At 62.9% G+C, this 21321-nt stretch carries 19 protein-coding genes, 1 pseudogene and 1 riboswitch; of the genes and pseudogenes, 8 read left to right on the forward strand and 12 right to left on the reverse strand.

From position 1 onward, the window contains the following. Nucleotides 1-86 precede the first annotated feature (86 nt). Nucleotides 87-683, forward strand: a complete 597-nt coding sequence (locus CH266_RS13610; RefSeq protein ID WP_032365824.1) for a hypothetical protein — start codon at nt 87-89, stop codon at nt 681-683. A 54-nt stretch (nt 684-737) separates the two neighbouring features. Here CH266_RS13610 and pabB read toward each other — a convergent pair whose 3' ends face one another. From pabB to CH266_RS13625, 3 genes are all read right to left on the reverse strand, one after another. Continuing rightward, nucleotides 738-2813, reverse strand: coding sequence for an aminodeoxychorismate synthase component I (pabB, locus tag CH266_RS13615; protein WP_032365825.1), 2076 nt, complete (start codon nt 2811-2813; stop codon nt 738-740). Between the two features lie 10 nt (nt 2814-2823). Beyond that, nucleotides 2824-3213, reverse strand: a complete 390-nt coding sequence (locus CH266_RS13620) for a chorismate mutase (protein WP_094715430.1) — start codon at nt 3211-3213, stop codon at nt 2824-2826. Nucleotides 3214-3488: 275 nt separating this feature from the next. Beyond that, nucleotides 3489-3827 (reverse strand): RNA polymerase-binding protein RbpA, encoded by a 339-nt coding sequence (locus CH266_RS13625; protein ID WP_027497120.1) that lies wholly within the window; start codon nt 3825-3827, stop codon nt 3489-3491. 30 nt (nt 3828-3857) lie between these two features. Between CH266_RS13625 and CH266_RS25390 the strand changes: the two genes are divergently transcribed. The 4 genes from CH266_RS25390 (at nt 3858) to CH266_RS13640 (ending at nt 6776) form a co-directional block, all read left to right on the forward strand. Then, nucleotides 3858-3998 carry a hypothetical protein gene (locus CH266_RS25390; protein ID WP_155288453.1) on the forward strand — a complete coding sequence of 47 codons (141 nt, stop codon included), beginning with the start codon at nt 3858-3860 and terminating at the stop codon, nt 3996-3998. 6 nt (nt 3999-4004) lie between these two features. After that, a complete protein-coding gene (locus tag CH266_RS13630) occupies nt 4005-4337 on the forward strand; it encodes a hypothetical protein (RefSeq protein ID WP_027497121.1) in 333 nt (110 codons plus the stop codon). Between the two features lie 142 nt (nt 4338-4479). After that, nucleotides 4480-4935, forward strand: a complete 456-nt coding sequence (locus tag CH266_RS13635; protein WP_027497122.1) for a tellurite resistance TerB family protein — start codon at nt 4480-4482, stop codon at nt 4933-4935. 203 nt (nt 4936-5138) lie between these two features. Next, on the forward strand, nt 5139-6776 hold the full coding sequence (locus tag CH266_RS13640) for a cation:proton antiporter family protein (protein ID WP_094715431.1): 1638 nt from the start codon (nt 5139-5141) through the stop codon (nt 6774-6776). Between the two features lie 51 nt (nt 6777-6827). Here the strand turns inward: CH266_RS13640 and CH266_RS13645 are convergent, their stop codons facing one another. From CH266_RS13645 to CH266_RS13675, 7 genes and pseudogenes are all read right to left on the reverse strand, one after another. Continuing rightward, nucleotides 6828-8426, reverse strand: coding sequence for a TPM domain-containing protein (locus CH266_RS13645; RefSeq protein WP_094715432.1), 1599 nt, complete (start codon nt 8424-8426; stop codon nt 6828-6830). 442 nt (nt 8427-8868) lie between these two features. After that, nucleotides 8869-9315: a VOC family protein gene (locus CH266_RS13650; protein WP_094665152.1), complete on the reverse strand. Its 447-nt coding sequence runs from the start codon at nt 9313-9315 to the stop codon at nt 8869-8871. 139 nt (nt 9316-9454) lie between these two features. Beyond that, nucleotides 9455-10294 carry an SDR family NAD(P)-dependent oxidoreductase gene (locus CH266_RS13655; protein WP_094715433.1) on the reverse strand — a complete coding sequence of 280 codons (840 nt, stop codon included), beginning with the start codon at nt 10292-10294 and terminating at the stop codon, nt 9455-9457. Continuing rightward, a complete protein-coding gene (locus CH266_RS13660; RefSeq protein WP_032387419.1) occupies nt 10291-10635 on the reverse strand; it encodes a nuclear transport factor 2 family protein in 345 nt (114 codons plus the stop codon). Before CH266_RS13660 ends, CH266_RS13655 begins: the two co-directional genes overlap by 4 nt. A gap of 113 nt (nt 10636-10748) precedes the next feature. Then, nucleotides 10749-11966, reverse strand: a complete 1218-nt coding sequence (locus tag CH266_RS13665) for a benzoate/H(+) symporter BenE family transporter (RefSeq protein ID WP_094715434.1) — start codon at nt 11964-11966, stop codon at nt 10749-10751. Nucleotides 11967-11981: 15 nt separating this feature from the next. Beyond that, nucleotides 11982-12069: riboswitch (ZMP/ZTP riboswitch) on the reverse strand. 223 nt (nt 12070-12292) lie between these two features. Beyond that, nucleotides 12293-13390, reverse strand: a pseudogene (locus CH266_RS13670) (hypothetical protein). Between the two features lie 147 nt (nt 13391-13537). Then, nucleotides 13538-14482: a hypothetical protein gene (locus CH266_RS13675; RefSeq protein WP_032387545.1), complete on the reverse strand. Its 945-nt coding sequence runs from the start codon at nt 14480-14482 to the stop codon at nt 13538-13540. A gap of 373 nt (nt 14483-14855) precedes the next feature. Here CH266_RS13675 and CH266_RS13680 point away from each other — a divergent pair, with 373 nt between their 5' ends. Both CH266_RS13680 and CH266_RS13685 read left to right on the forward strand, forming a co-directional pair. Further along, entirely contained in the window at nt 14856-17051 is a 2196-nt protein-coding gene (locus tag CH266_RS13680) for a sensor domain-containing protein (RefSeq protein ID WP_094715435.1), read from the forward strand. 217 nt (nt 17052-17268) lie between these two features. Next, nucleotides 17269-17676: a hypothetical protein gene (locus CH266_RS13685; RefSeq protein WP_094715533.1), complete on the forward strand. Its 408-nt coding sequence runs from the start codon at nt 17269-17271 to the stop codon at nt 17674-17676. A gap of 215 nt (nt 17677-17891) precedes the next feature. Here the strand turns inward: CH266_RS13685 and CH266_RS25185 are convergent, their stop codons facing one another. After that, nucleotides 17892-18158, reverse strand: a complete 267-nt coding sequence (locus CH266_RS25185) for a hypothetical protein (protein WP_141214525.1) — start codon at nt 18156-18158, stop codon at nt 17892-17894. 94 nt (nt 18159-18252) lie between these two features. Here CH266_RS25185 and helR point away from each other — a divergent pair, with 94 nt between their 5' ends. After that, nucleotides 18253-20415 (forward strand): RNA polymerase recycling motor ATPase HelR, encoded by a 2163-nt coding sequence (helR, locus tag CH266_RS13690; RefSeq protein WP_094715436.1) that lies wholly within the window; start codon nt 18253-18255, stop codon nt 20413-20415. Here helR and CH266_RS13695 read toward each other — a convergent pair. Next, nucleotides 20371-21291, reverse strand: a complete 921-nt coding sequence (locus CH266_RS13695) for a LysR family transcriptional regulator (protein ID WP_094715437.1) — start codon at nt 21289-21291, stop codon at nt 20371-20373. The two genes, helR and CH266_RS13695, sit on opposite strands and share 45 nt — an antisense overlap. Between the last annotated feature and the right edge of the window lie 30 nt (nt 21292-21321).

Here is a 21321-nt window from a genome sequence, read left to right on the forward strand (position 1 = left end):
TCTTCCGTGAAAGAGCACTCGCTCGAATACCATCGGCTTTCGATACTCGAGTGGTCGAATGCGAATCACTACTACCAGGGGACACAGTGAAACTGATCAGAACAGCAACGGTCGCGGTGGCGTTGACCGCAGCCGTAGCCACCGGCGCAGGCCAGGCCGTAGCGGATCCGACGTCGGAGTCGATGAACTACCAGACGTCGGTCAACCCGGATGGAACCGTCAAGACCATCCTCGACGCCGGTCTCTTCCGCGTCGATGCGACGAGCGAGACGGTGTCGATCGTCGACCAGGCCGGCTCCACGGTGGCGTCGATCCCGCTGGAGTACTCCATCAATGGAACCGTCTACTCCATTGCGCCCCTGATCGGTGCCGAAGGTCGGGAACTCACTCTCACCCCGCAGACCGTTCCTGTCGCTGAGGTCGCAGGCGCGAAGACCAAGCAGCAGGCCTTCGACAACATGGTCAACCAGCTCGCCATCGGTTGGAACAACGGCGGCGGCGTCGGCACGGCCATCGGTGCAGGCCTCGGCTTCGCCATCGGCTGCGTCTCGATCTTCCCGAACTTCATCTCGGGCTGCATCATCGGAACCGTGATCGGTACGGTCGCCGGCACGGTCATCGGAATCAACAACGCCAACCCCGAAGCTCAGCCTGCGGTGTTCGAGTACTTCACCACTGCGTAGAGCACGACGGCCACTGGCCGAGGGATGTGGAACAGCGGGTAGAGCGCGTGCGCTCTACCCGCTGTTCGCTGTCCGGCCAGTGAGGGCTCGACGCATCGACACCGCTTTGACCATCGTCTCCTCGAACTCCTCGTCGGGGTCCGAGAGCGCGACGATCGCGCCTCCAACGCCGTACGTGACCTCGTGCTCGGTCGCCACGATCGTGCGAATGACGATCGAGAAATCTGCCGTACCCGTGATCGAGAAGTAGCCGATGGCACCGGAATACACTCCGCGCGGCCCATCTTCGAGCTTGTCGATGATTGCCATCGTGCGAATCTTCGGAGCGCCGGTCATCGAGCCGCCGGGGAACGCCGCTCTGATGCAGTCGGCAGCCGACGCGTCGTCACGCAGCCGGCCACGAACCGTGGAGACCAATTGGTGCACGGGAGCATAGGTTTCGACGTCGAACAGCTTCGGCACGTGTACCGAACCAGGAACGCACACCTGAGCCAGGTCGTTACGCACCAAATCGACGATCATCAGATTCTCGGCCTTGTCCTTCTCGTTCGCGACGAGGTCGGCCTTGAGTGCGTTGTCCTCTTCGGGGGTGGCCCCGCGCGGCCGAGTTCCCTTGATGGGCTTGGACTCCACGATGCGGTCGGCGTCGATACGCAGGAATCGCTCGGGGGAGGCGCTCAGGACCGAGACGTCGGGAAAATTCAAGAAGGCACTGTACGGGGTGGGATTGATTTCCCGCATGTAGGAGTACGTCGCCGCGGGGTCGATGGAACCGGCCACGGTGGCAGTGTTCGTCAGGCAGACCTCGTAGGTTTCACCGGAACGGATTTCGGCGAGGCACTGAGAGATGAGGTCGAGGTAATGCGTGCGATCGTGCCTCAGCCGTGGCTCGAGGGACAGCTCTGCGCCGAGCAACGGAGCACCGGAGGCAGGTATCCCACTGGGCGCGCTCACGGTCTGCGCCTTCTCGGACAGTCCACTCAGCGTTGCGGTGACCGAGTCGAACCACTGCGCGAGGACCGGATCCCCGGGGGTATCGGCCAACCCCATCAAGTACAGGGTGCCGGCCTCGTGGTCGAACACCAACGCCCGATCGGAGAACACCATCGAGGCGTCGGGGGTCGCCGAGGTGTGCACCAGCTGCCCGCCCGTATCGGCCTTGAGTTCGTACCCGAGGTAGCCGACGTAGCCCAGTCCGAATGCAAAGGGAAGATCGTGCCGCGGGGGAGTAGCTCGGCGACGTAGTTGGGCGTCGATATAGTCGAAAAACGTCGAGTGGATATGTTCTCTCGTGCCGTCGGAGCCCTCGACGGTCACCATCGTCTCGGCTACCGAGTACGTCACGTATTCGGCGTGCGGCCCGGAGCAATCGCCCATGACGGTGAATCGGCACTCGGGCTCGAGTGCGGCGCTTCCGTCCAGCCAGAAACTCTTGGTGTCGTGCGCGAACAGCGTCTGGAACACGCGCTCGGAGTCGAAATCGCTGTCGATAGTGCGGGTTTCGATGGTGAACATCGAATCGTGGGTCCCCGCTGCGTTCGCTGCGCTCGACCGCGCTAGCGTCAGATCGCGGAAATTCGCCAGCAGCTCACGCCCGTATTCGGTGCTGATCGACTCGGGGTGGAACTGCACTCCCCACAACGGCTTGCTGTGATGACGAACCGCCATCACCAGACCGTCCGGGGTCCAGGCGACTTCCTCGAAGTCGGCGGGAGTCCGGGTGACGACCAGAGAGTGGTAGCGCACCACGGAATACGGCGAAGGAATCCCCTCGAACAGATCAACCCCGGTGTGCGTGATGTCGGTGATGCGGCCGTGCATCGGTGCGGGGGCCAGATCGACCTCACCGCCGAAGAGGTGGCACATCCCCTGATGGCCGAGGCAGACACCCAGAATCGGGAGACCGGATTCGCTTATCACTCGACCACTGATACCGAAGTCCTGCTCGACGTCCGGGCGGCCGGGACCGGGCGAGATGACGACGTTGTCGAACGCGGCGAAGTCGAGCGAAGACCACGCGACGTCGTTCTTGACCACGGTGGGTGGCCGGCCGTTGACCTCGGCGAGGAGGCTGTACAGGTTGTAGGTGAACGAGTCGTAATTGTCCACCAGGAGAGTTCTGATCGTCATCGACGTACCTCTATCGTTCGCCCTCGAAGCCAGATTCTGGCCCCGGAGAATCGATGATGAGATCCTCGACGCGACACGCCTCGGCAATCATCGACTTGTACAACTCTCCGAGAAAGTCGGGCGACAATCCGTTCGCGGACGCGAACTCACGAGCCCGTTCGGTCACCACGCCCACCCGGCCCGGCTGCATCATGGGAATACCGAATTCGCGTTTGACGTGGGCCACCCGTACGCACACATCGATACGGTCGCGTACGGCTGCGCGCAAGACCTCGTCGATACCGTCCAATTCGCGGCGCAATTCCGCCAACTTCTGTTCGCCGACCGCAACGCGTCCGTCCGATTCGGACGCCGCCGTCCGCGGATCGTCGTGCAGACACTGATCGGAACCCTGGCTCACGAGTTGATGCCCCCTGTTTTCGACGACTACGGTGCTGATGATTATCGGTCGCAGCCGACATTTGTTACCGCGATCATCGCAGACTCGGTAACCGACTACATGCGATGTTCGATGGTGTCATCTCGAGCCGATTTCGCGCCACTCAAACTCGAAGAAAACGGGCGCTGAACGACAATAATCACACGACTCGCCCGAAAAAAATCTTTGAGTTTCCAACCCATCGAAAAAATGCACCGCCGGATTGTTTCCAATCGGGCGGTGCATCGGTCAGGGGATCAGGCTCCGCGTCGCTTGACCTTCAGCAGATCGAGGCGCTCCTTCAACAACTCTTCCAGTTCATCCACCGAACGGCGCTCGAGGAGCATGTCCCAGTGGGTACGGGGAGGCTTGACCTTCTTCGCCTCGGGCGCGGTGCCCTCGATCAGAGAACCCTCGAGCCCGTTGCGGCACGCCCACGTACCGGGAATCTCGGCGTCGTCGGCGAACGGGACGTCGAATTCCTCACCGTTGTCGCAGCGATAGCGAGCCACGCGGCGGGGTGCCAAATCGTGATCACGATCGGTCTCGTAGCTGACGGCTCCCAGTCGACTACCTCGAAGTACACGATCTGCCATAGTGAAGTCCTCTCCATCGATAGTAGGTATGTGCGCCGATTCCACCGGCCGGTTTCGGCGCGGCCGAGCTTCGTCGTCCACCCACTGATCTACAACGTCGTCGAGCGTCCGTTCGTTCCCGGCTCGCCCGCGCAGATCAAGGCATCTTACCTCGCCGGCAAAGTAGGCTGAGCGACCATGTCCGTGAAAACCCGTCGCAACCAGACGTGCGAGTGGTGCGGACGTCCCATCGACGATGTCGGCACCGGCCGCAAACGACGGTACTGCCGACAATCGTGCAGACAACGCGCGTACGAGCAGCGCAGTGCCGTCAAGGGGACGTCCATTCCCGTCGACGCCGTCGTGCTGACCGCCGAAGAAGCATCGGCCGTTGCGGATCGCGCATTCGAACTGCGCTGCGCGGCCGAGGACGTCAGCACCGCAGTGGCAGAAGGTGCCGCCGCCGACGAACTGCAGCGCCTGTGCATCGAGCTCGTGGCTAAAGCACACGATGCAGAGCGACTGCGCTGAGTATTTCCGAGGCTCCTCGCTGGTCGTCCTTCGTGCGGCGCGACGGTCGACGACATCGCTCCCGTCGTTGTTCACCGACTCCGTGGACAATGGGCGACGCACGCGCGTCTTGCGCGGACGCAAAGACACACAGAGGAGCTCCATGGCGTTCTGGGATCAACTCAAGTCCAAAGCACAGGAATTGAACGGGCAGCTGCAAACCAAGACCAGCCAGTTCAAGAACAAGGAGTTCGCCAACGGCAGCATGGCGATGTGCGCTCTCATCGCCGCCGCGGACGGCACGATCGATCCGGCCGAGCGGCAGAAGACGGCAGCGCTGATCGCCGGAAACGAAGCCCTCCGCGTCTTCGAGTCCGATGAGCTCCGCCAGAAGTTCGACTGGTACTGCGACAAGCTGCAGGGTGACTTCGACTTCGGAAAGGTCGAGGCCACCGCGACGATCGGCAAGTTGAAGTCCAAGCCGGACCAGGCCCGTGCCGTGATCCAGATCGGCATCATCATCGGCGGTGCCGACGGGCATTTCGACGACCACGAAAAGGCCGCCGTTCGCAACGCATGCTTCGCAGTGGGAATCGACCCGGCCGAGTTCGAGCTCTGACCCGCTCCGACGTGGGCATCGAGACCGGATAAGGTCTGCGGCGGCCGACGACGCTTCGACGGCGTCGGTCGCCGTTGTCGTCCCTGGATTCCATCTGTCCTGCAATTTCCTACTCCGCGGGTTACTTTGCTCGTTCCGGCTGGGTGCACAGACGTCGTCGACGCGGCAGCGGACCGATCGATCCGTGACCGAGGAGACCGAGCATGACTGTTGCCGCGATTTATCTCGTCATCGCATTCGGGCTCGGCGGACTCGCGATGGCGGTGCGACTTCCTCCGTTGGTCGGCTTTCTGGCGGCTGGGTTCGTCATCAACGCTCTCGATGTCGGTGAGGTGCCGCAGCTGGACCTGCTCGCCGACTTGGGGGTGACGCTGCTGTTGTTCGCCATCGGCCTCAAGCTCGATCTCCGCATTCTGTTGCGCCGCGAGGTCTGGCTCACCACGTCGGTCCATCTCGCGATCAGCGTCGCGCTCGGAACCACGGTGTTGTGGTTGGCCGCCGTGGCCGGCCTGGCCATGCTGTCCGGGCAAAGCCTGACGACCATCGCACTCCTGGCCTTCGCCATGTCGTTCTCGAGCACCGTGTTCGTCGTCAAGGTACTCGAGGAGCGGGGAGAGTCGCATGCGCTCTACGGCCGCGTCGCCATCGGCGTCCTCGTCATGCAGGACATCGTTGCCGTCGTCTTCCTGACGGTCACGAGCGGCACTCTGCCCAGCCCATGGGCCTTCACCCTCGTCCTGCTGTGGCCGCTCACGCGAATTCTTCGGAGAATCTGGAGCGGGCTGGGGCACGGCGAGATGCAGTCGTTGTTCGGCATCGTGATGGCTCTGGTTCCGGGGTACGCACTGTTCTCCACGCTCGGCCTCAAAGGTGACCTCGGTGCCTTGATCATCGGTGTCCTGTTGGCGTCGCATTCCGCGTCGTCCGAACTCGCACGGTCTCTGTTCCACCTCAAGGAACTTCTGTTGGTGGGCTTCTTCGTCTCGATAGGTCTGTCCGGATTACCCGATGTGCCCAGTCTCGTTGTCGCTCTGCTGATGATGCTCGTTCTGCCGCTCAAATCCGTGCTCTACGTAGCGCTGTTCGCCGCGATGAAACTTCGGTATCGAACGGCCCTGCTCGCAGGACTGAGTCTGATGAACTACTCGGAGTTCGGTCTGATCGTCGTCTCCGTCGGAGTGACGACCGGGCTGCTGGAACCCACGTGGCTGGTCGAGATGTCGATCGCGGTGGCTCTGAGTTTTGTGGTGTCCGCGCTTGTCAACGGCCGCGGCCACCTGATGGTCGAGAAGATGGCGAGCCGGCTGCCCGTCCAGGACGAGCAGAGCCTCCACCCCGAGGAACGCCCCGGTGATGCCGGCGACGCCGAAATCGTCGTCATCGGCATGGGGCGTGTGGGGTTCGCGGCCTACCAGCGACTGAACGAGCACTACCGATTGGACGTCGTCGGAGTCGACTACGACGGCCCGCGCATCCGTCGACTGGCCGAGCAGGGACTGCGTGTCATCGAGGGCGATGCCACCGACCTCGACTTCTGGCACCGACTACGCAGATCGGATTCCGTCCGGATCGCGGTGCTCGCCATGCCGCGGCACGGTGCGAACGTCACTGCACTGGCGTGTCTGCGAGAGTCCGGCTTCGGCGGAACAGTGGCGGCGGTCGCACGGTACGACGACGAGGTGCAGTGGGCAAAAGACCAGGGCGTCGATATCGCCTTCAACGTCTACGCCGGCGCGGGATTGGAACTGGCCGACCAAGTGGGGCATTCGACCCCGGAATACATCGATGATCGCACCGACTCCGAGACCGACGAGCCGCGTACACCGGACAACACCGGATAGGTCGGCGGTGCGAGTGATGGAGGCGCTCGCCGGAAACGAATGGGGGAGTCGTCAGGTACTGCCTGCCGCTCCGCCTCCTCCACCTGCACCTCCACCGGACGCAACGGATCCGCTATTGCTGGAGACGAACACACCGGAGAACGCAGACCAGGGGAGGACCACCGGAACACCCGCCGCATAGTCGGCATCCGCGGGTGATGTGAAGGCTCGTAGCGGCGTGTCACTCCCGGGGTCGGTTGCGGCCTCGAGTCGTTTCCGAAAGAACGGGGCCAAGCCGAACGCAACGATGTCCGGCAGAGCTACGTTCAGATCGACCGACTCGTCGTTGTCCTTGGCGGCCTGCTTCAGTCCGTCGCGGTACGCCTCCCAGGGGCGAGAGGCGTCCAGGCCCGCGACCGAGAAGCGTGAGTAGGCGATCGCCGTCCACAGTCCTGCAACGAAGAGAAGCCCTGACAACACCACCGCGAGCCACATCGTCGGTGCACCCGACGTCGCGACGGTAATTCCTCCGATCGCGAGAGCCCCGCCGAGTACGCCCAGACCGGCCAACGCTGTCCGGCGTCGACCTGAGCCGTCGGCAACGAATCCGCTGTCCCGCAGTGTTTTCTCCACGAGTTCTCTGGTAGCACCGGGGCCTCGAGCGATCTTCTTCAACTCGTCGCCGGGTACGACATCGTCCTCGGCTCGTTCGGCGAGCATCGACCAGACCGCCTGTTGAACCTCGCCGCGGGCACGGGTTCGGTCGACAAGCCTGATCTTGACTGTCCCTTTGTCAACCTTTCCCGGCTTCTTGTCCTGCTCGAAGGTGAGCGCATCGGCGCAGGCAAGCGCCAGTACGGTCCCCGGTACGCCGCTGGGCTGCGCGCTGCGGTGCACCAGGGCGGTCGCGTACGCTGCATCAGTGGTCTGGTCCGGTCGAACCGTCGTCGGATATTCTTGGGAGACAGTCGGTTTCGCACGGCCGCGAAACACCGTTCCCACCAGAAGCAGCCCGAGAAGCGCGATCACCGAACCGGCCCACGGCAGCCAGGTCGAGCCTGGACCGTCGGCGAATCTGTCCAAGGCAGTCACCGGCGGACCGGTGCGAATGTCGGACGCCAGGCGATCTATGCCCGCGGTCAGGCTTCCTGCGACGTCACCATCTCGCAGCGGCGGAATCAGTGCGTCCTCGATGATGGCCTCTTGTTCGTCCCGCGGAACGTTACCGTCGTCGTACGTGGAGCCGACGAAGATGCCCGCGCGAGCCTCGTCGACCTTTCCCGGCTCCCGGTTGATCAGTATTGCGCCTGCAGAGTCCTGGTCGACGCCCGTCAGGGACACCCATCCCTGTTGCAGGTCTTCGACCTGATCCAACGTGTCGTCGGGGTCCGCGTCGAGCTCACGCACGTACGCGATCACGTCCGCACCGGTGTCGGACTTCAAGTTCTCCAACTGACGTTGGATGTCCGCGGTCTGCGCCGGATTCAGGGAAAAACCCGTTCGGTCGTAGACACGCTGACCCGAGGTCAAACCCTCGAAGCCGGCGTCTCCGCCGGACGGATCGTCGGAGCAGCCAACGAGGCCGAACGATGCAATGAGGGCCATCAGTACGGCTGCAGCAACTCGGCGGTGGAAGTTCCGGCGACGGGATGTCTCGAGAAAGGCGTCCATCGAACGAACTTTAACCAGAGTTCGTATCCGGTAGCCAGCACATTCGGCCGACGCGGCAGTCGATATCCAGACTGGTCTCCCTCACCGTTGTTTCGTCACAGTGACGAAACAACGGTGAGGGAAGAGCAGAGAAGGAGAGGGTGTCGTCCGGTCCGCAGTGCGCCGATCCCATGACAGCGGGCAGTCAGCGGGCCGGCTGCGACAACTGTTCACCGGATGCCCGTCACATTTCCCGCAGGCATTTCGATACCACCGGGACGCGTCGCGTCGACGCAGACTTCGGACAACGAAGAGCTTCAGCCGAATCGACTGCGTCGAGCAAAGTTGTTGGGCTGCAGCGAACTACAGTCGATCCCAGCGAACTGCAGGTCGACAGTTTGCCGATAATCAACATTATGTCAGGTAATGTTCTGAACGTTCGATCGACCTGGGTAATCGGTGGTCACTGCGGCGGCTCCATGAATTCGATCGTCTCTCCGTGTGGACCCACCGCGTACATCACGCGGGTGCCCACCTTTGCCCCGCCGGCAATAGGTTGAGGAGTTCCCTGCGCCGTCCACCCGAAGTCCGTGATTCGCGTCAGGACCGCGTCGATGTTGTCGACCTCGAAGGCAAGATGCGCGAAACCAGGATCGTGGGGTCGAGAGGATCCCTGCTCTCCCTGGACGTTGCGATATTCCAGCAGTTCGATCGTCTGACCCGCAACGGATACCACCGCCATCCGGACTGTAGCCCCGTGCGCTCCGGTGACCTCTCCCAGAAACTCTCCACCCATCTCGCCGGTGCGTTCGAGGACCGCGCCGAGACCATCGATCCAGAACCGAAGGGCGTCATCGAGGGAACCGACGGCGAAGCCGACGTGGTCGGAGCGAAGGATTCTGAACGACATGCCAGGAGCCTACGCCTGGCATGTTTCACGAATTGCGCTTCTGTTCGGCTCTCATCAGTCCGCCTTCGACGATCAACCGCCGGATCTCACCGGTCCCCTCGTGCAGCCGCGGCAGAATCAGCGAGCTCCACCAACTCGGTTACTCCGGAAAATCCGCGCTCCGAGAAAGCCTTTCGTTCGACCGGATGTCGCCCAAGTTTTGTTCCAGCGCACCGATCACGGCATCGTACCCGCTGTTGCCCAGGATCAGTCGGCGTGGCGGCGGGTCCTGAGCCATCGCTTCGATCACCGCACGGGCACCACGATACGGATCGCCCGGCTGCACCCCGTTCATGTCGACGAAATCGGCACGAACCTGTTCCAGCATGTCGTGGTAATCCGGAATCGCTTCCGCGACAGGCTCGTCGGCGAATCCAGCGTAGGCGTTGGTGCGGAAAGCCCCTGGTTCGACCGCCAACACGGAGATGCCGTGCTCGGCAACCTCCTGGCGCAGAGCGTCGGTGACGGCTTCGATCGCGTATTTCGTAGCGCTGTAGTAGCCGAATCCGACCGCCGCCAGAAGTCCGGCCACTGAGGATACGTTGACGATCCACCCACTTCTGCGGGTGCGCATTCCTGGTAGCACGGCTCGCGTAACGGACATTACTGCAAAGAAATTCAGCTCGAACATTGCCCGGATCGAGGCTTCGTCCATTCCCTCGATCGATCCGTACCAGCCGCGACCGGCGTTGTTGACCAGCACGTCGATACCGCCGAAATGCTCTTCGGCCGTTCGTACCGCCTGCAGTACCTGTGCCGCGTCCGTGACATCCATGGGCACGACGAGAACGCGGTCACCGTACTGATCGGCCCACGACGCCAGTTCCCCTGGACGCCGCACCGTGAGTACCACGCGGTCCCCCGCGCCCAAAGCCACCTCGGCGTACGCCATGCCGAAGCCGCCTGGTGTGCCACCGGTGATGAACCATCGCTTGCTCATGGCTCGATCACCAACCGGTTGATCAGCGCGCCGTCCAGAGTGAAACGGTAGTGCAGGTCGACGACTCCCCCGGGAAAATTGCCTTCCAGGTGCTGCGTGACGTCGGCGGTCGTGCCGGTCGCGGTCGCTCCCGTGAACTCCGATGTGTAGGTGTACTCACTCTCATTGACCGAGGCGGTCAGCCAGGCCTCGATCTCGTCGCGGCCAGAGTGATCATGACCCTCATCGGTCACGACGGCATCTGCGGTGAACACGGTGATCGCGCGAGCGCCCTGTCGGGCGTCGAGGGCGGTCATGAACTTCTTCACGTTGTCCGGGAGTGCATCCCATTCTGTGGTCATGACACCACGGTGATGCCTCCCCCAGGGGGAAGGTCAATACCGGATCGGCACACTGGTGTCCCTGACCGACACTCGCCCCGGCGCCCCGTCGACTCACGCTGTTACCGAGGACGTCAAGCGGCGGACCGTGGCTTGCCCAGCAGCAAGCGTGCAGCCAGCCCGGCCACGAGCGCCCAGAAGGCAGCGCTGACACCGACGATGACTGTGCCGGACGCGGCGGTCACAAAAGTGATGACGACAGGGATTCGCTCTACCGGATCAGCGAACGCGGCGGTCAACGACGCGGCGAGTGTCCCGAGTAGGGCGAGTCCGGCGACCGCGGCAATGACACCGACGGGGGCAAGTGCAACGAGTGTGCCGAACGACGCCGACGCCACGCCGAGCAACATCAAGACGATTCCCGCAGTCAGACTTGCAATCCATCGGCGAGTGCGGTCCACACCCGCGTCCGGCCCGGCAGCCAGGGCGGCGCTGATTGCCGCCAGGTTGATCGCATGCCCGCCGGCGGTAGCGCCGAGCAGGGTGCCTGCGCCGGTCACAAGCATCGATCGCCGCCACGGAACCTGGTAGCCGAGACCGGCCATGACCGCTACACCCGGGACGTTCTGTGAAGCCATGGTCACGAGGTACAGCGGAAGTGCGATCCCGACGACACCCGCGACAGTGAACGTCGGCGACGTGAAATGGACCCGAGGTAGCAGGTCCGCCGGGCCCACCGTGGTTTCGCCGGCTGCCACCGTGATCCCGATGACGACTGCGGCGGCAAGAAAGGCGAGGGGCGCGGCCCAACGGGGCGAGAACCGAAGTGCAACAAGCCAAGTCAGGACAACCGGGGCGACCGCGATCGGGTTCACAGCCAACCCGGTGACCGGGCCGAGACAGAGCTGCAGGAGGACCCCGGCGAGCATGGCTTGGGCAAGCGAGGTGGGGATGCGGGTGACCAGCGCCGCGAGCTGGGGTACCAAACCGGTGAGGACGATCAGCACCCCCGTGACAAGGAACGCCCCCACCGCGGCGGGCCAACCGCCATCGACGGTGCCAGTGGTCGCGAGCAGGGCCGCGCCGGGGGTGGACCAGGCGGCGGTGATCGGCAGCCGAGTCTGCCAGGACAGGACGATGCAGGCCAGACCCATGACGACGCTGACAGCGAGCAGGCCGCTGGCGGCCTGCTCGTAGTTTGCTCCTACCGCTGTCAGGCCGCTGAGGACTACAACGAACGAACTGGTGAACCCGACCAAGGCCGAGACCACGCCTGCCGTGATCGGTGGCACCAGTCCACCCGTCTTACGTGTATCAGAATCGGCGGTATCACGCGGTGGGGTGTGGCTCATGGTTCTCCTCGGCTCGGTGGGAGCCCAGGCGCGCGGCAGACGTCAACAGACGAGGCCGCTTCCCGATGGTGATCCATCCCCAGCGCCAGTCACGGCCCGACCACAGGGTAGACCGAAACTACGGACCATCGGTACCGGAACAACCGTGACCGCTTCATCCCATGGAGCAACCCGACGCGCACCACCCGAACCATCTTCGGTGCCATTGATGCTTTCGCCCGGTATCGAAAAGACTCTGCGCGTTGCGAACCCGGGCAGTCCTCGATGGTCGGCCGACGAAATCCGTGCCGCCGCCGAAGAGGGCCACGGTTCTATCGGTCGCAGTGTCATTCCGGGTCGTTCGAGCGTGCCTGCGTCTCTTCGATGCGTTGCCTCTGCCGCACACCGTATGCGGCTTCGGTGACTGCGCGATCGTCTTCGAGGCCCGAACCGAGCGCCCCACCGATGGTCGCAATGGACGCGAGTAGCCAAGCGAGACTGAGGTAATCGGAAAAGCCGACCGCGTGTCCGAGGGTGCTGGACAGCAGTCCCGGATGAAGTGTGAGACACGCGGTCCCCAGCAGCATTCAGAACAGGGCTATGTGGAGGACGACAACGCCGATCACCAACGTCACGGCTGTCGCTGCGTTGTACAGCACAGATCTGTCTCGCTCTTCGGGTGATTTCGGCCGCTCCCACAATTCGTGATCGAGAATCAGCCACAGAACCATCGCCGCAATGGAGAGAATCGTCGCCGCGCACATTCGCCATGGGCCCATTGTGTCGGCGAACAACCAAATCGTGCTGGTAGCCAGCGCGAACGCTCCGGTGGCAAAAGCTCCGACCAGCACTTTCGACAGCCCTGTCACGAGCCGCCACGGCCGGTTCGCCCGCACCATCCCCGACAACAGCCGCAACCGTCGAAGTCCCGACGGTGCGAAGAAGCGTGTTCCGCCCTCGATGTTCTCGCTGGGAAACCGCGATGGTGCGCCGGGTGGGGCTAGTTCCGGTTCACCCACGGCACAGGCGATTGCCAGTTCGGTCACCGTGCGGACGCGGTCCTCGATACGCACACCACCCACCGCTGCAACGGAGATGAGTGCGAATAATCGTTCGGCGCTGACGTCGGCCACCACCGGCATGGTGTCTTCTCGCCGTGGCAGATCAGTGAGGTACACGACGATTTCTGCGTCCTCAGAAGACGGATCGACAGCGTCGATAACGTCCGCCAAGTCCGCTTGCTCTCCAGAGAGGTACGGCTTACTGCGTACTCGCGACGTCCATCTGCGTTCGCGGTGGTCTCTGCTTCGTAAGTGTTGCGGTAGGTGCGCAGCCACCCGGTGTGCGAGCGCAGTGGGTTTGCCGGGATCAGCGATCAATAACACCGAAGCCGGTTCGCCTGCGGAACCCGCTCGATCCACCTGGTTGTGGTCGATCCCCGACACCGCATTATTCTAACCAGTCAGGTCCGATCCGGGAACCCTCTGGCTCGAGAATTCCTGAGGCTCGGCGAATTCGGCATCGGTTCACCAAACCGATGTCCGCACAGAGGTTTTCGCTGCTCACTCGGTCGACGGCTCACGCGCGGATTGTCACGATGTCTCCACTCCGGACCATCTCATGATTCGCAGGGCGCGCAGGGTATTCCACCTATTCGGACGCCCATCGCCATTCTCGATCGGAAAGTGGACCGCACCGGCGTGAGTTCTGTCCAGCAGCCAAGTGCCGTCGTCACACTGTCTCGACCGGATGTGTTCGATTGCCGCCGTCAATCTCGGGTCGACGAAAGATCCAGCGGTTCGGAAGTAGTCGACTCCACGAAGCAGGTCGTAATGCCACCAGGTCGGAAAGGAGAAAAGCAACCAGTTCGGTTCGACGAGCTCCCCCGTGCTCACCCTCCTGGCCAGCCGGCGTTCCAGAAGGTACTCCTCGCCTCGGTGGCGTGCGGCACTCGACGCGGGAGTGCCGCCCGTGGCTCGTTCGTGCTCGAGCAACCCTTCGAGCACACAGATCGTCGAGTGAAAAGACCCGCGAGTCGATCCGTACTCCGCCTCGCAGTTCCAGCCACCGTCGGCGAGCTGATCTTTCACCAATCTGGTCACGATCGCGTCGACGTCGACTCCGAAATATGCACCCACGGCGACAGTCCTCCCGTTGATGCAGGGCTCGACTTCACCGTCGAAGAACCGTTGGCCTGCGTGTTCCCACCGGCAATTCCGGCGCACCGCCTCGATGGCGGTCCGTACTTCACCGGCGTACGGGTCGACACCCATCTCGCGCATCAACGTCAACGAATGAAGCGTCGAAGTCCATGGCTGCCCTCCTGAGAAATCGCCGTCGAAACCCGATGGGAAGCAAGCACCTCCGGCCCACAGGCCGTTCGGGTCGCGCGCGGCAAGCAAACGCGCGCCCCAGCCTTCGTACACAATTCGATTGCGCTCACTCGCCACATCAGCAGGGGGCGCGTCGTGCAGATCGCGCAGTACCTGCCATCGAATCGCTGGATCCGAATCGAGCAGCCACTCGTCCATGACCATGAAGGCGAGGCTAGCAATGAAACCGACCTTTTCGGCGCTGTGTGCGGACGGGTCATCGGGCATTCTCTACGTTCCGAATTTCTGCAAAATTGCCGAGACAATTGGTGAAGACATCCGACTCGCCTGCACGTGATTCTCGGGGAGGGTCCGAGTCGGAAAATGTATTGCTGGCCCAGTTGTTTTTCGGCCCCATCGAAGCTCGCGTTCTCCGTGGCGGAGAAGTCTCTGACCGCAACCGTTGTCGACTGTCCGAAGGCGGCGTGCTTCTGACAATTGGGTTACTGCCCGCTCGTGTTCGAACCCATCGAACTCGGTGGCCGAATAACATTGGCCCGAGCCGCTCGAACACCGAGCGACGCAGATCGGAGGGCCGATGTTCGATGCTGCCGACGATGTGATGTCGCTTCGGCAATTTCTGGAGCGATCGCCGGACTTCGTTGCACTCGCCGACCTGACGGGCACAGTTCTCCACATCAACCCAGCAGGCTTGGAACTCATCGGCGTGTCCGACTGGGCCGAGGCATCGACACTGCCGGCTTTGGATTTTCTCACTGCGGACGGCCGTGAGCGCGCCGAGGAGATCGGTACGGCGCTGCGTTCCGAGGGAAGGTGGGACGGCTACTGCGAACTACGCCATCACGGGACCGGTGCAGGTATTCCGGTCGTGGTCTCGGCATACGTCGTTCACACCCCGGACGGCCGACCTGACGTCGTCGCCTCGATCATCCGGCATCGGCACACCGTCGAACAACGTAGTGCCCGGATGGCGGCCGATGCCGTAACCGCCAGCCGACACGCACAGGAGCAAAAAGCCCTGGCCGACCTCAGTCGGTTCGCAGTCGTCGCCGAGCTGTCGGAGCTGTTGACTGCAGCCACCGACACTGCCGCCACGTTGATGGGTGTGGGAAATTCCGCCATCGCGCACCTCGAGAATTCCACCGATCCTTACTTGACCATGGATGCCGCGAGCGGTTCGCTCGGTATTCGTCGGGACGTTCCTTCCGGCGACGGCTCCATGACCGGGTACGCACTCGCTCACGAACAGCCAGTGATTTGCAGCAACCGCGGCGACGAAAGCCGGTTTCGTACAGACACGATGGCGGAGCTCGGACTGCGCAGCGGTGTGGCAGTACCGATCATGACTGCGGTTGGAGACGCCTGGGGAGTCCTCTCGATCCACAGTGTGGAAGCACGGCTGTATCGCGAACAGGAAGTCTCGTTCCTCAGCTCCGTCGCGGGTATCGTCTCCGCGGCACTTCGACGAATGGAACTGGAAAGCCAACTCCGACGGCGCAGCACCCACGACGCACTCACCGGGTTGCCCAATCGCACTTTCGCCTACGACGTCCTCGACACCGCTCTGGCTCGGGCACGCTTTCAGTCCGATACTTTGGCCCTCCTTCTGCTGGATATCGACGACTTCAAAATCATCAACGACAGCCTGGGCCACGACGCCGGAGACAGGGCGCTGGTGAAATTCGTGGAGCGACTGGTGTCCGCAACGAGCGCGACCGACACCATTGCTCGTCTCGGCGGGGACGAATTCCTGATCATCTGCGAAGGGGTGCGCACTGTGGAACGAGCGGAGGAGATCGCGCGACACATCGCCCGCACCATCGCGAAACCATTCGCTGCCGAGGACGTCCCCATCCCCCTCAGTGCCAGCATCGGTGTCGCTGTCTCCGACTCGAATTCGACAAGGCATGAGCTGATTCACCGGGCAGATCTGGCAATGTACCGCGCCAAGGACAGCGGAACCGGTGGCCATGCAGTTTTCGACCCGGGAGACCTGTACGACGCCGACCGGATCAGATCGCTGTCGGTCGACCTGCGCGCGGCGTTGAGCTCGAACGAACTCACCATGGCATACCAACCTCTGGTGGACATCTCGACGCGTGAGGTCGTTGCAGTCGAGGCGCTCGCCCGCTGGAATCATCATGATCTAGGGCCTGTCGAGCCTACCGAATTCGTCGCAGTCGCCGAAAGAACAGGTCTCGCAACACCATTGGGCGCATGGGCGCTCCGCGTCGCGTGCAGCGACGCAGTGCGGTGGCGCGCATTCTCCGACGTCGTGGTGCGCGTCAATGTCAGTGCGCTCCAACTGCGAGACCACGAGTTTCCGGCGCAGGTCGCCACTGTCCTGGCTGACACCGGCCTACCACCGAACGCATTGGGTCTGGAAGTGACCGAAACAGTGTGGGTCGCAGACACCGAACGAGTGGCGAATACCGTTGCGGCGCTGCACGCAATGGGCGTGTCCTTGCTCCTCGACGATATGGGCAAAGGGCACAGTTCCATGTCGTATCTGGACCGGTACCCGATGTTCGAGAGCTTCAAGATCGACAAGTCATACGTGGCCCGGTTGCCCGCCGTCCGCGCCAGGGCAATAATCTCGGCGATCGTTGCACTCGCCCGCGCGTTCGACGTCACAGTCGTCGGCGAAGGCGTCGAAACCGAAGAACAACTCGAAGCACTCGCCGCAACAGGATGCGACGTAGCTCAGGGATTCCTGCTCGGACGTCCGATGAGCGCCGCAGCAATCACCGATCTGCTGCTCTCTTCTGAGTGAACCCCCGTCACTTCGCTTCGTGATAGCGTGCCGAATCAGAGCTACTCGCATAGCCACCCCAGCTGCAGAAGGCACCCGCGCCGCCTCCGACAGCGCTTCAGGGGCAAGGTCCGCCCGGATCTGCGATGAAGAATGTTCAGTTACGTCACGCCGTGTTCATGATTTCCGACCGGTGCAACGGCGCGCGGGGCTGGTGCACAATGCGATTGGAACTCTCATGACCAGGAACCACGTCGAAAAGCACGCAGCTCGGGCTTACGCCGCGGCTCACGGAGTCACGTATCGGCAGGGCCTTGCGGCGGTGCGCGCGAACTGCACCATCGTGCTGCCCTACGCGCAGCGACTGTTGATCGAAGCGATCGAGGGCTGCGGAATCCGCCACTGGTCCAACGTCCACGATTGGGACGGCTGCGGCCGAGCGAGCATCACCGACCTCGGTGGTGAGCGATTCGTGCTCACGCCCGATGTTGTCGTACCGGTCATTCGTGAACACCTCGACGCGCACCCCAATCTCGAACCCCTGCACATCGACAGCTACTTCGCCGACGAAGCAGTACAACGAACCCTGTTCGGCGGCGTCATCTACCGACTCGACCTCCACCGCGGTGGTGGGCTGACCGTCTGATCGTTTGTTACGCGTCGTGCACGCCGATCCGTGAGTACGAGAAGTAGGCCGGGAATTCCGGCGACGGTCCATGGCACTACCGCCCCGACAGTCGGAACCACCTGAAGCACTCCCAGTCCGCAGAAGTCCGATGAGTGTCCGCACACGATCGCGTCGTAGGGGGTTGCCACGAAGGAAATGGTCAGCGCCGTGGTGAGGAACGCCAGGACCCCGGTCTAGATGGCCGCCGCGAGCGCCTTCGGGGACGCACACAATCCGGTCCAACCCCACGCGAGAAGCGCTACGCAACATGTCAGGCCGATCAGAGCGACAGCAGCGCCGACCTCACCGCCGTGACCGTCGACCCGTACGCCGGTCACAAAACCGAGCTGAACGGCTCCGCCGGCCAATACGCCCGTGCCGATCAAGGGAAGTAATCCACGCAGAACACGCAACGGGCGTCTGCGGCGTGATGCGGAGAAGAAGATCCGCCCTCTTTCCACTTTCAATGTATAGCTCACCCGGGGTCTTGCGGCAAGACCCCGTCGAGGGTTCAGAATGGCTCGCTGCACACCCGCACCATCGGATCGGAGTCCCGTGAAATCAGTGCCGCCCCATGCCTTCGACCTTCCAGACAGACTCGCACCGAAGCGCCAACCCACGCTCATCGGTCATGACCGACAGCACTTTTCGGCAATCACCGCCAGCATCGAGAAGTCACGTTCCGACACGATCGCTCGATTGAACGCCATCCAGAAGTCATCCGGGCGGATGGGGCAGGAGGTGATGGAACGTGATTTCGAGATTCACCGATTGAACGGGCGACTGCGCCAACTGCGTCGTTACGGTGCCGATCTGTGTCTGGGGAGGTTCGTCCCCATCGACTCGGACCAACCGGTGTACGTGGGGCGTACCGGCTTGCTCGGCGATGCGGGCGAGCAACTGCTCGTCGACTGGCGCTCCCCCGCTGCCGAGCCGTTCTTCGGTGCAACCCATGCCAACCCGATGGGGCTGAAAAGCCGTCGCCGCTATCGGTGGACGAACGGCAGCATCACCGACTACTGGGACGAAGTGTTCGATCCCACGTCTCTGGACGACAACGCCGCGCTGGACGATCAGTCCGCGTTCATCGCCAGTCTGGGTGCCGAGCGCTCACCTCGGATGCGTGACGTACTGGGCACGATCCAGGCGGATCAAGATGCGGTCATTCGAGCCGATGCGCACGGGGCACTGGTGGTCGACGGCGGACCGGGAACCGGGAAAACTGTTGTTGCCCTTCACCGCACCGCGTACCTGCTGTACGCAGACTCACGGATAGGACACAACCGCGGCAGAGTACTGTTCATCGGTCCGCATCAGCCCTACCTCGCGTACGTCTCGGGCGTACTCCCCAGTCTCGGCGAGGAGGGAGTACAAACATGCACCCTGCGAGACCTCGTCGCAGAGGGGACACATGCTCTCGACGACACCGATCCTGTTGCGGCGCGGCTCAAGGAAGACCTCGACGTCGACGCGGTGATCGAGGCGGCTGTTGCCTTCTACGAACAACCACCGAACCACGACGTCACAGTCGAGACAGATTGGGGCACATTCATATTGACGCCGAACGACTGGGTGGAGGCATTCGGTGCGCCAGATCCCGGTACGCCGCACAACGAGGCTCGCGAGCCGATCTGGGATCTACTGACGACCATCGTGACCGATCGCTGTGCCGCACAAGGATCGCACGAAGAGTTCCGGCAGTCGCTGCAGCTGAACGAGGATCTGCGTGACGTCCTGGAACGCTCGTGGACGATCGTCGATGCCGCAGACCTCGTGGCGGACCTGTGGACCGTTCCCGCATACCTGCGCACATGCGCACCCTGGCTCGACGCGGACGACATTCGAGCACTTCGACGCGCTGATGCGACACGCTGGACTGTGGCCGACCTACCGCTGCTCGACGCGGCACGGGCGCGACTCGGCGATCCGAAACATGCTCTACGACAACGACGTCGATCGCTATCTGCTGCGATCGAACGCTCGCGAATGGACAGTGTCGTCGACGAGTTGATGGCGGTCGACGACGACGAGATGATGGCCGCGCAATTCCGTCAGGAGATAATTCGGGATGCACTCGTCGATTCGTCCGGCTTCGAGGACCATCCGACGGATCCGCTGGCGGGTCCCTTCGCGCACATCGTGATCGACGAGGCTCAGGAGTTGACCGATGCGCAGTGGCAGATGGTGATTCGGCGATGCCCTGCTGGGAGTTTCACCATCGTCGGAGACCGAGCGCAGTCTCGTCGGGGCTTTACCGAGACGTGGCCGGATCGGCTCGAACGAGTAGGTATCGACGAGGTGACCGTCGCCGCTCTCGGCGTGAATTACCGGACGCCGCAAGAAATTATGGACGTGGCCGAGCCGGTGATCCGGGCGGCGCTGCCCGACGCCAACGTTCCCACGTCGATACGCAGTACCGGCGTGCCGGTCGAATACGGTGACGTCGCATCGCTTTCGACGGTTCTCGCCGATTGGCTCGGTTCGACGACCGGCGGAACCGCATGCGTGATCGGTGATCCTACTTTTCCGCAGTCCGATCGAATCAGCTCGCTGACACCGCAGCTCGCCAAAGGTCTGGAATTCGATCTGGTCGTTCTGATCGACCCGGATTTGTTCGGCTCCGGCGTCGCAGGTGCTGTCGACACGTATGTGGCGATGACACGAGCCACAGGTCTACTCGTCGTCTTGACCACGTCGCAGCGCGAGCGAATCGAGTAGATCCAGCACGGCGTGGATCGCCGGACTCGCATCGGCGCTGCGCCTCCACGCGGCATGCACTTCTCGCTTGGGGGCGCGCGCCAGCGGGACCGCCACGAGCGTCGGGCCCAGAGGCGGTCGCGCGAGACGGGGAATCAGTGCCAGCACATTGTCTGCCTCCACCAGGGAAAGCTGAGTGGAGAAGTCGTCGACGAGGTGCCGAACGTCGATCTCGCTCGACGTGTCCGCGAACAATCGACGAAACCACTGGTGGCACACGGTGCCCGCCGGACTCGTCACCCACGGGTACTTCGCGAGGCCTACCGGTGTCAGTGGAGACTCCCCTGCGGCGAGGGGGTGGGTTCGATTCATGACGACATCGCCGTGGTCGGTGTGAATGGATCGCCGAACGATCGAGCGAGGAGCCACTGCGGGAACTCCGTCGGCGTCGTGCACCAGCGCCAGGTCTGCTGCTCCCGAATGCACACTGTGCAGCGCCTCATCCGGGTCCTCCTCCCCGATCTGCACGGTGAGGTCGGAATAGTGAGCGCTCGAGGTCGCGAGTGCAGGTGCGAGCAGACCGCGGATCGCAGTGGAGAATCCAACCACTCGTACCACCCCGCGCGCGGCACCCTCGTCTGCCGATCTCGCCGACTCCAGACACCGCTCGAGGGCGTGGAACACCTCGTCCGCGGATTCGACCACTGCCCGTCCGGCCGGCGTGAGCACAACACCTCTGCCCGCCTGCGCAAGTACCGGCGTTCCGACCTGGCGTTCGAGCCGTTTGATCTGCTGAGAGACGGCCGACGCGGTGTAGCCGAGCTCGTCGGCCGCTTTCGTCAGCGTGCCCAGGGCGGCAACTGCACGCAGCGCGTGGAGTGCATTGATATCGATCATGAAGCAAAGGTACGCAATACTGCCGAAATT

The organism is Rhodococcus sp. 06-1474-1B, assembly GCF_002258885.1.
Lineage (GTDB): Bacteria > Actinomycetota > Actinomycetes > Mycobacteriales > Mycobacteriaceae > Rhodococcoides > Rhodococcoides fascians.

What these genes read in the sequence shown, in the direction of transcription:
- CH266_RS13630 (WP_027497121.1), top strand. Translation starts at nt 4,005, where the DNA reads ATGTCCGTGAAAACCCGTCGCAACCAGACGTGCGAGTGGTGCGGACGT.
- CH266_RS13645 (WP_094715432.1), bottom strand. Translation starts at nt 8,426, where the DNA reads ATGGACGCCTTTCTCGAGACATCCCGTCGCCGGAACTTCCACCGCCGA.
- CH266_RS13675 (WP_032387545.1), bottom strand. Translation starts at nt 14,482, where the DNA reads ATGGTCATGGACGAGTGGCTGCTCGATTCGGATCCAGCGATTCGATGG.
- CH266_RS13650 (WP_094665152.1), bottom strand. Translation starts at nt 9,315, where the DNA reads ATGTCGTTCAGAATCCTTCGCTCCGACCACGTCGGCTTCGCCGTCGGT.
- CH266_RS13655 (WP_094715433.1), bottom strand. Translation starts at nt 10,294, where the DNA reads ATGAGCAAGCGATGGTTCATCACCGGTGGCACACCAGGCGGCTTCGGC.
- CH266_RS13680 (WP_094715435.1), top strand. Translation starts at nt 14,856, where the DNA reads ATGTTCGATGCTGCCGACGATGTGATGTCGCTTCGGCAATTTCTGGAG.
- CH266_RS13625 (WP_027497120.1), bottom strand. Translation starts at nt 3,827, where the DNA reads ATGGCAGATCGTGTACTTCGAGGTAGTCGACTGGGAGCCGTCAGCTAC.
- CH266_RS13695 (WP_094715437.1), bottom strand. Translation starts at nt 21,291, where the DNA reads ATGATCGATATCAATGCACTCCACGCGCTGCGTGCAGTTGCCGCCCTG.
- CH266_RS13665 (WP_094715434.1), bottom strand. Translation starts at nt 11,966, where the DNA reads ATGAGCCACACCCCACCGCGTGATACCGCCGATTCTGATACACGTAAG.
- CH266_RS13685 (WP_094715533.1), top strand. Translation starts at nt 17,269, where the DNA reads ATGACCAGGAACCACGTCGAAAAGCACGCAGCTCGGGCTTACGCCGCG.
- CH266_RS13635 (WP_027497122.1), top strand. Translation starts at nt 4,480, where the DNA reads ATGGCGTTCTGGGATCAACTCAAGTCCAAAGCACAGGAATTGAACGGG.
- CH266_RS13660 (WP_032387419.1), bottom strand. Translation starts at nt 10,635, where the DNA reads ATGACCACAGAATGGGATGCACTCCCGGACAACGTGAAGAAGTTCATG.
- pabB (WP_032365825.1), bottom strand. Translation starts at nt 2,813, where the DNA reads ATGACGATCAGAACTCTCCTGGTGGACAATTACGACTCGTTCACCTAC.
- CH266_RS13640 (WP_094715431.1), top strand. Translation starts at nt 5,139, where the DNA reads ATGACTGTTGCCGCGATTTATCTCGTCATCGCATTCGGGCTCGGCGGA.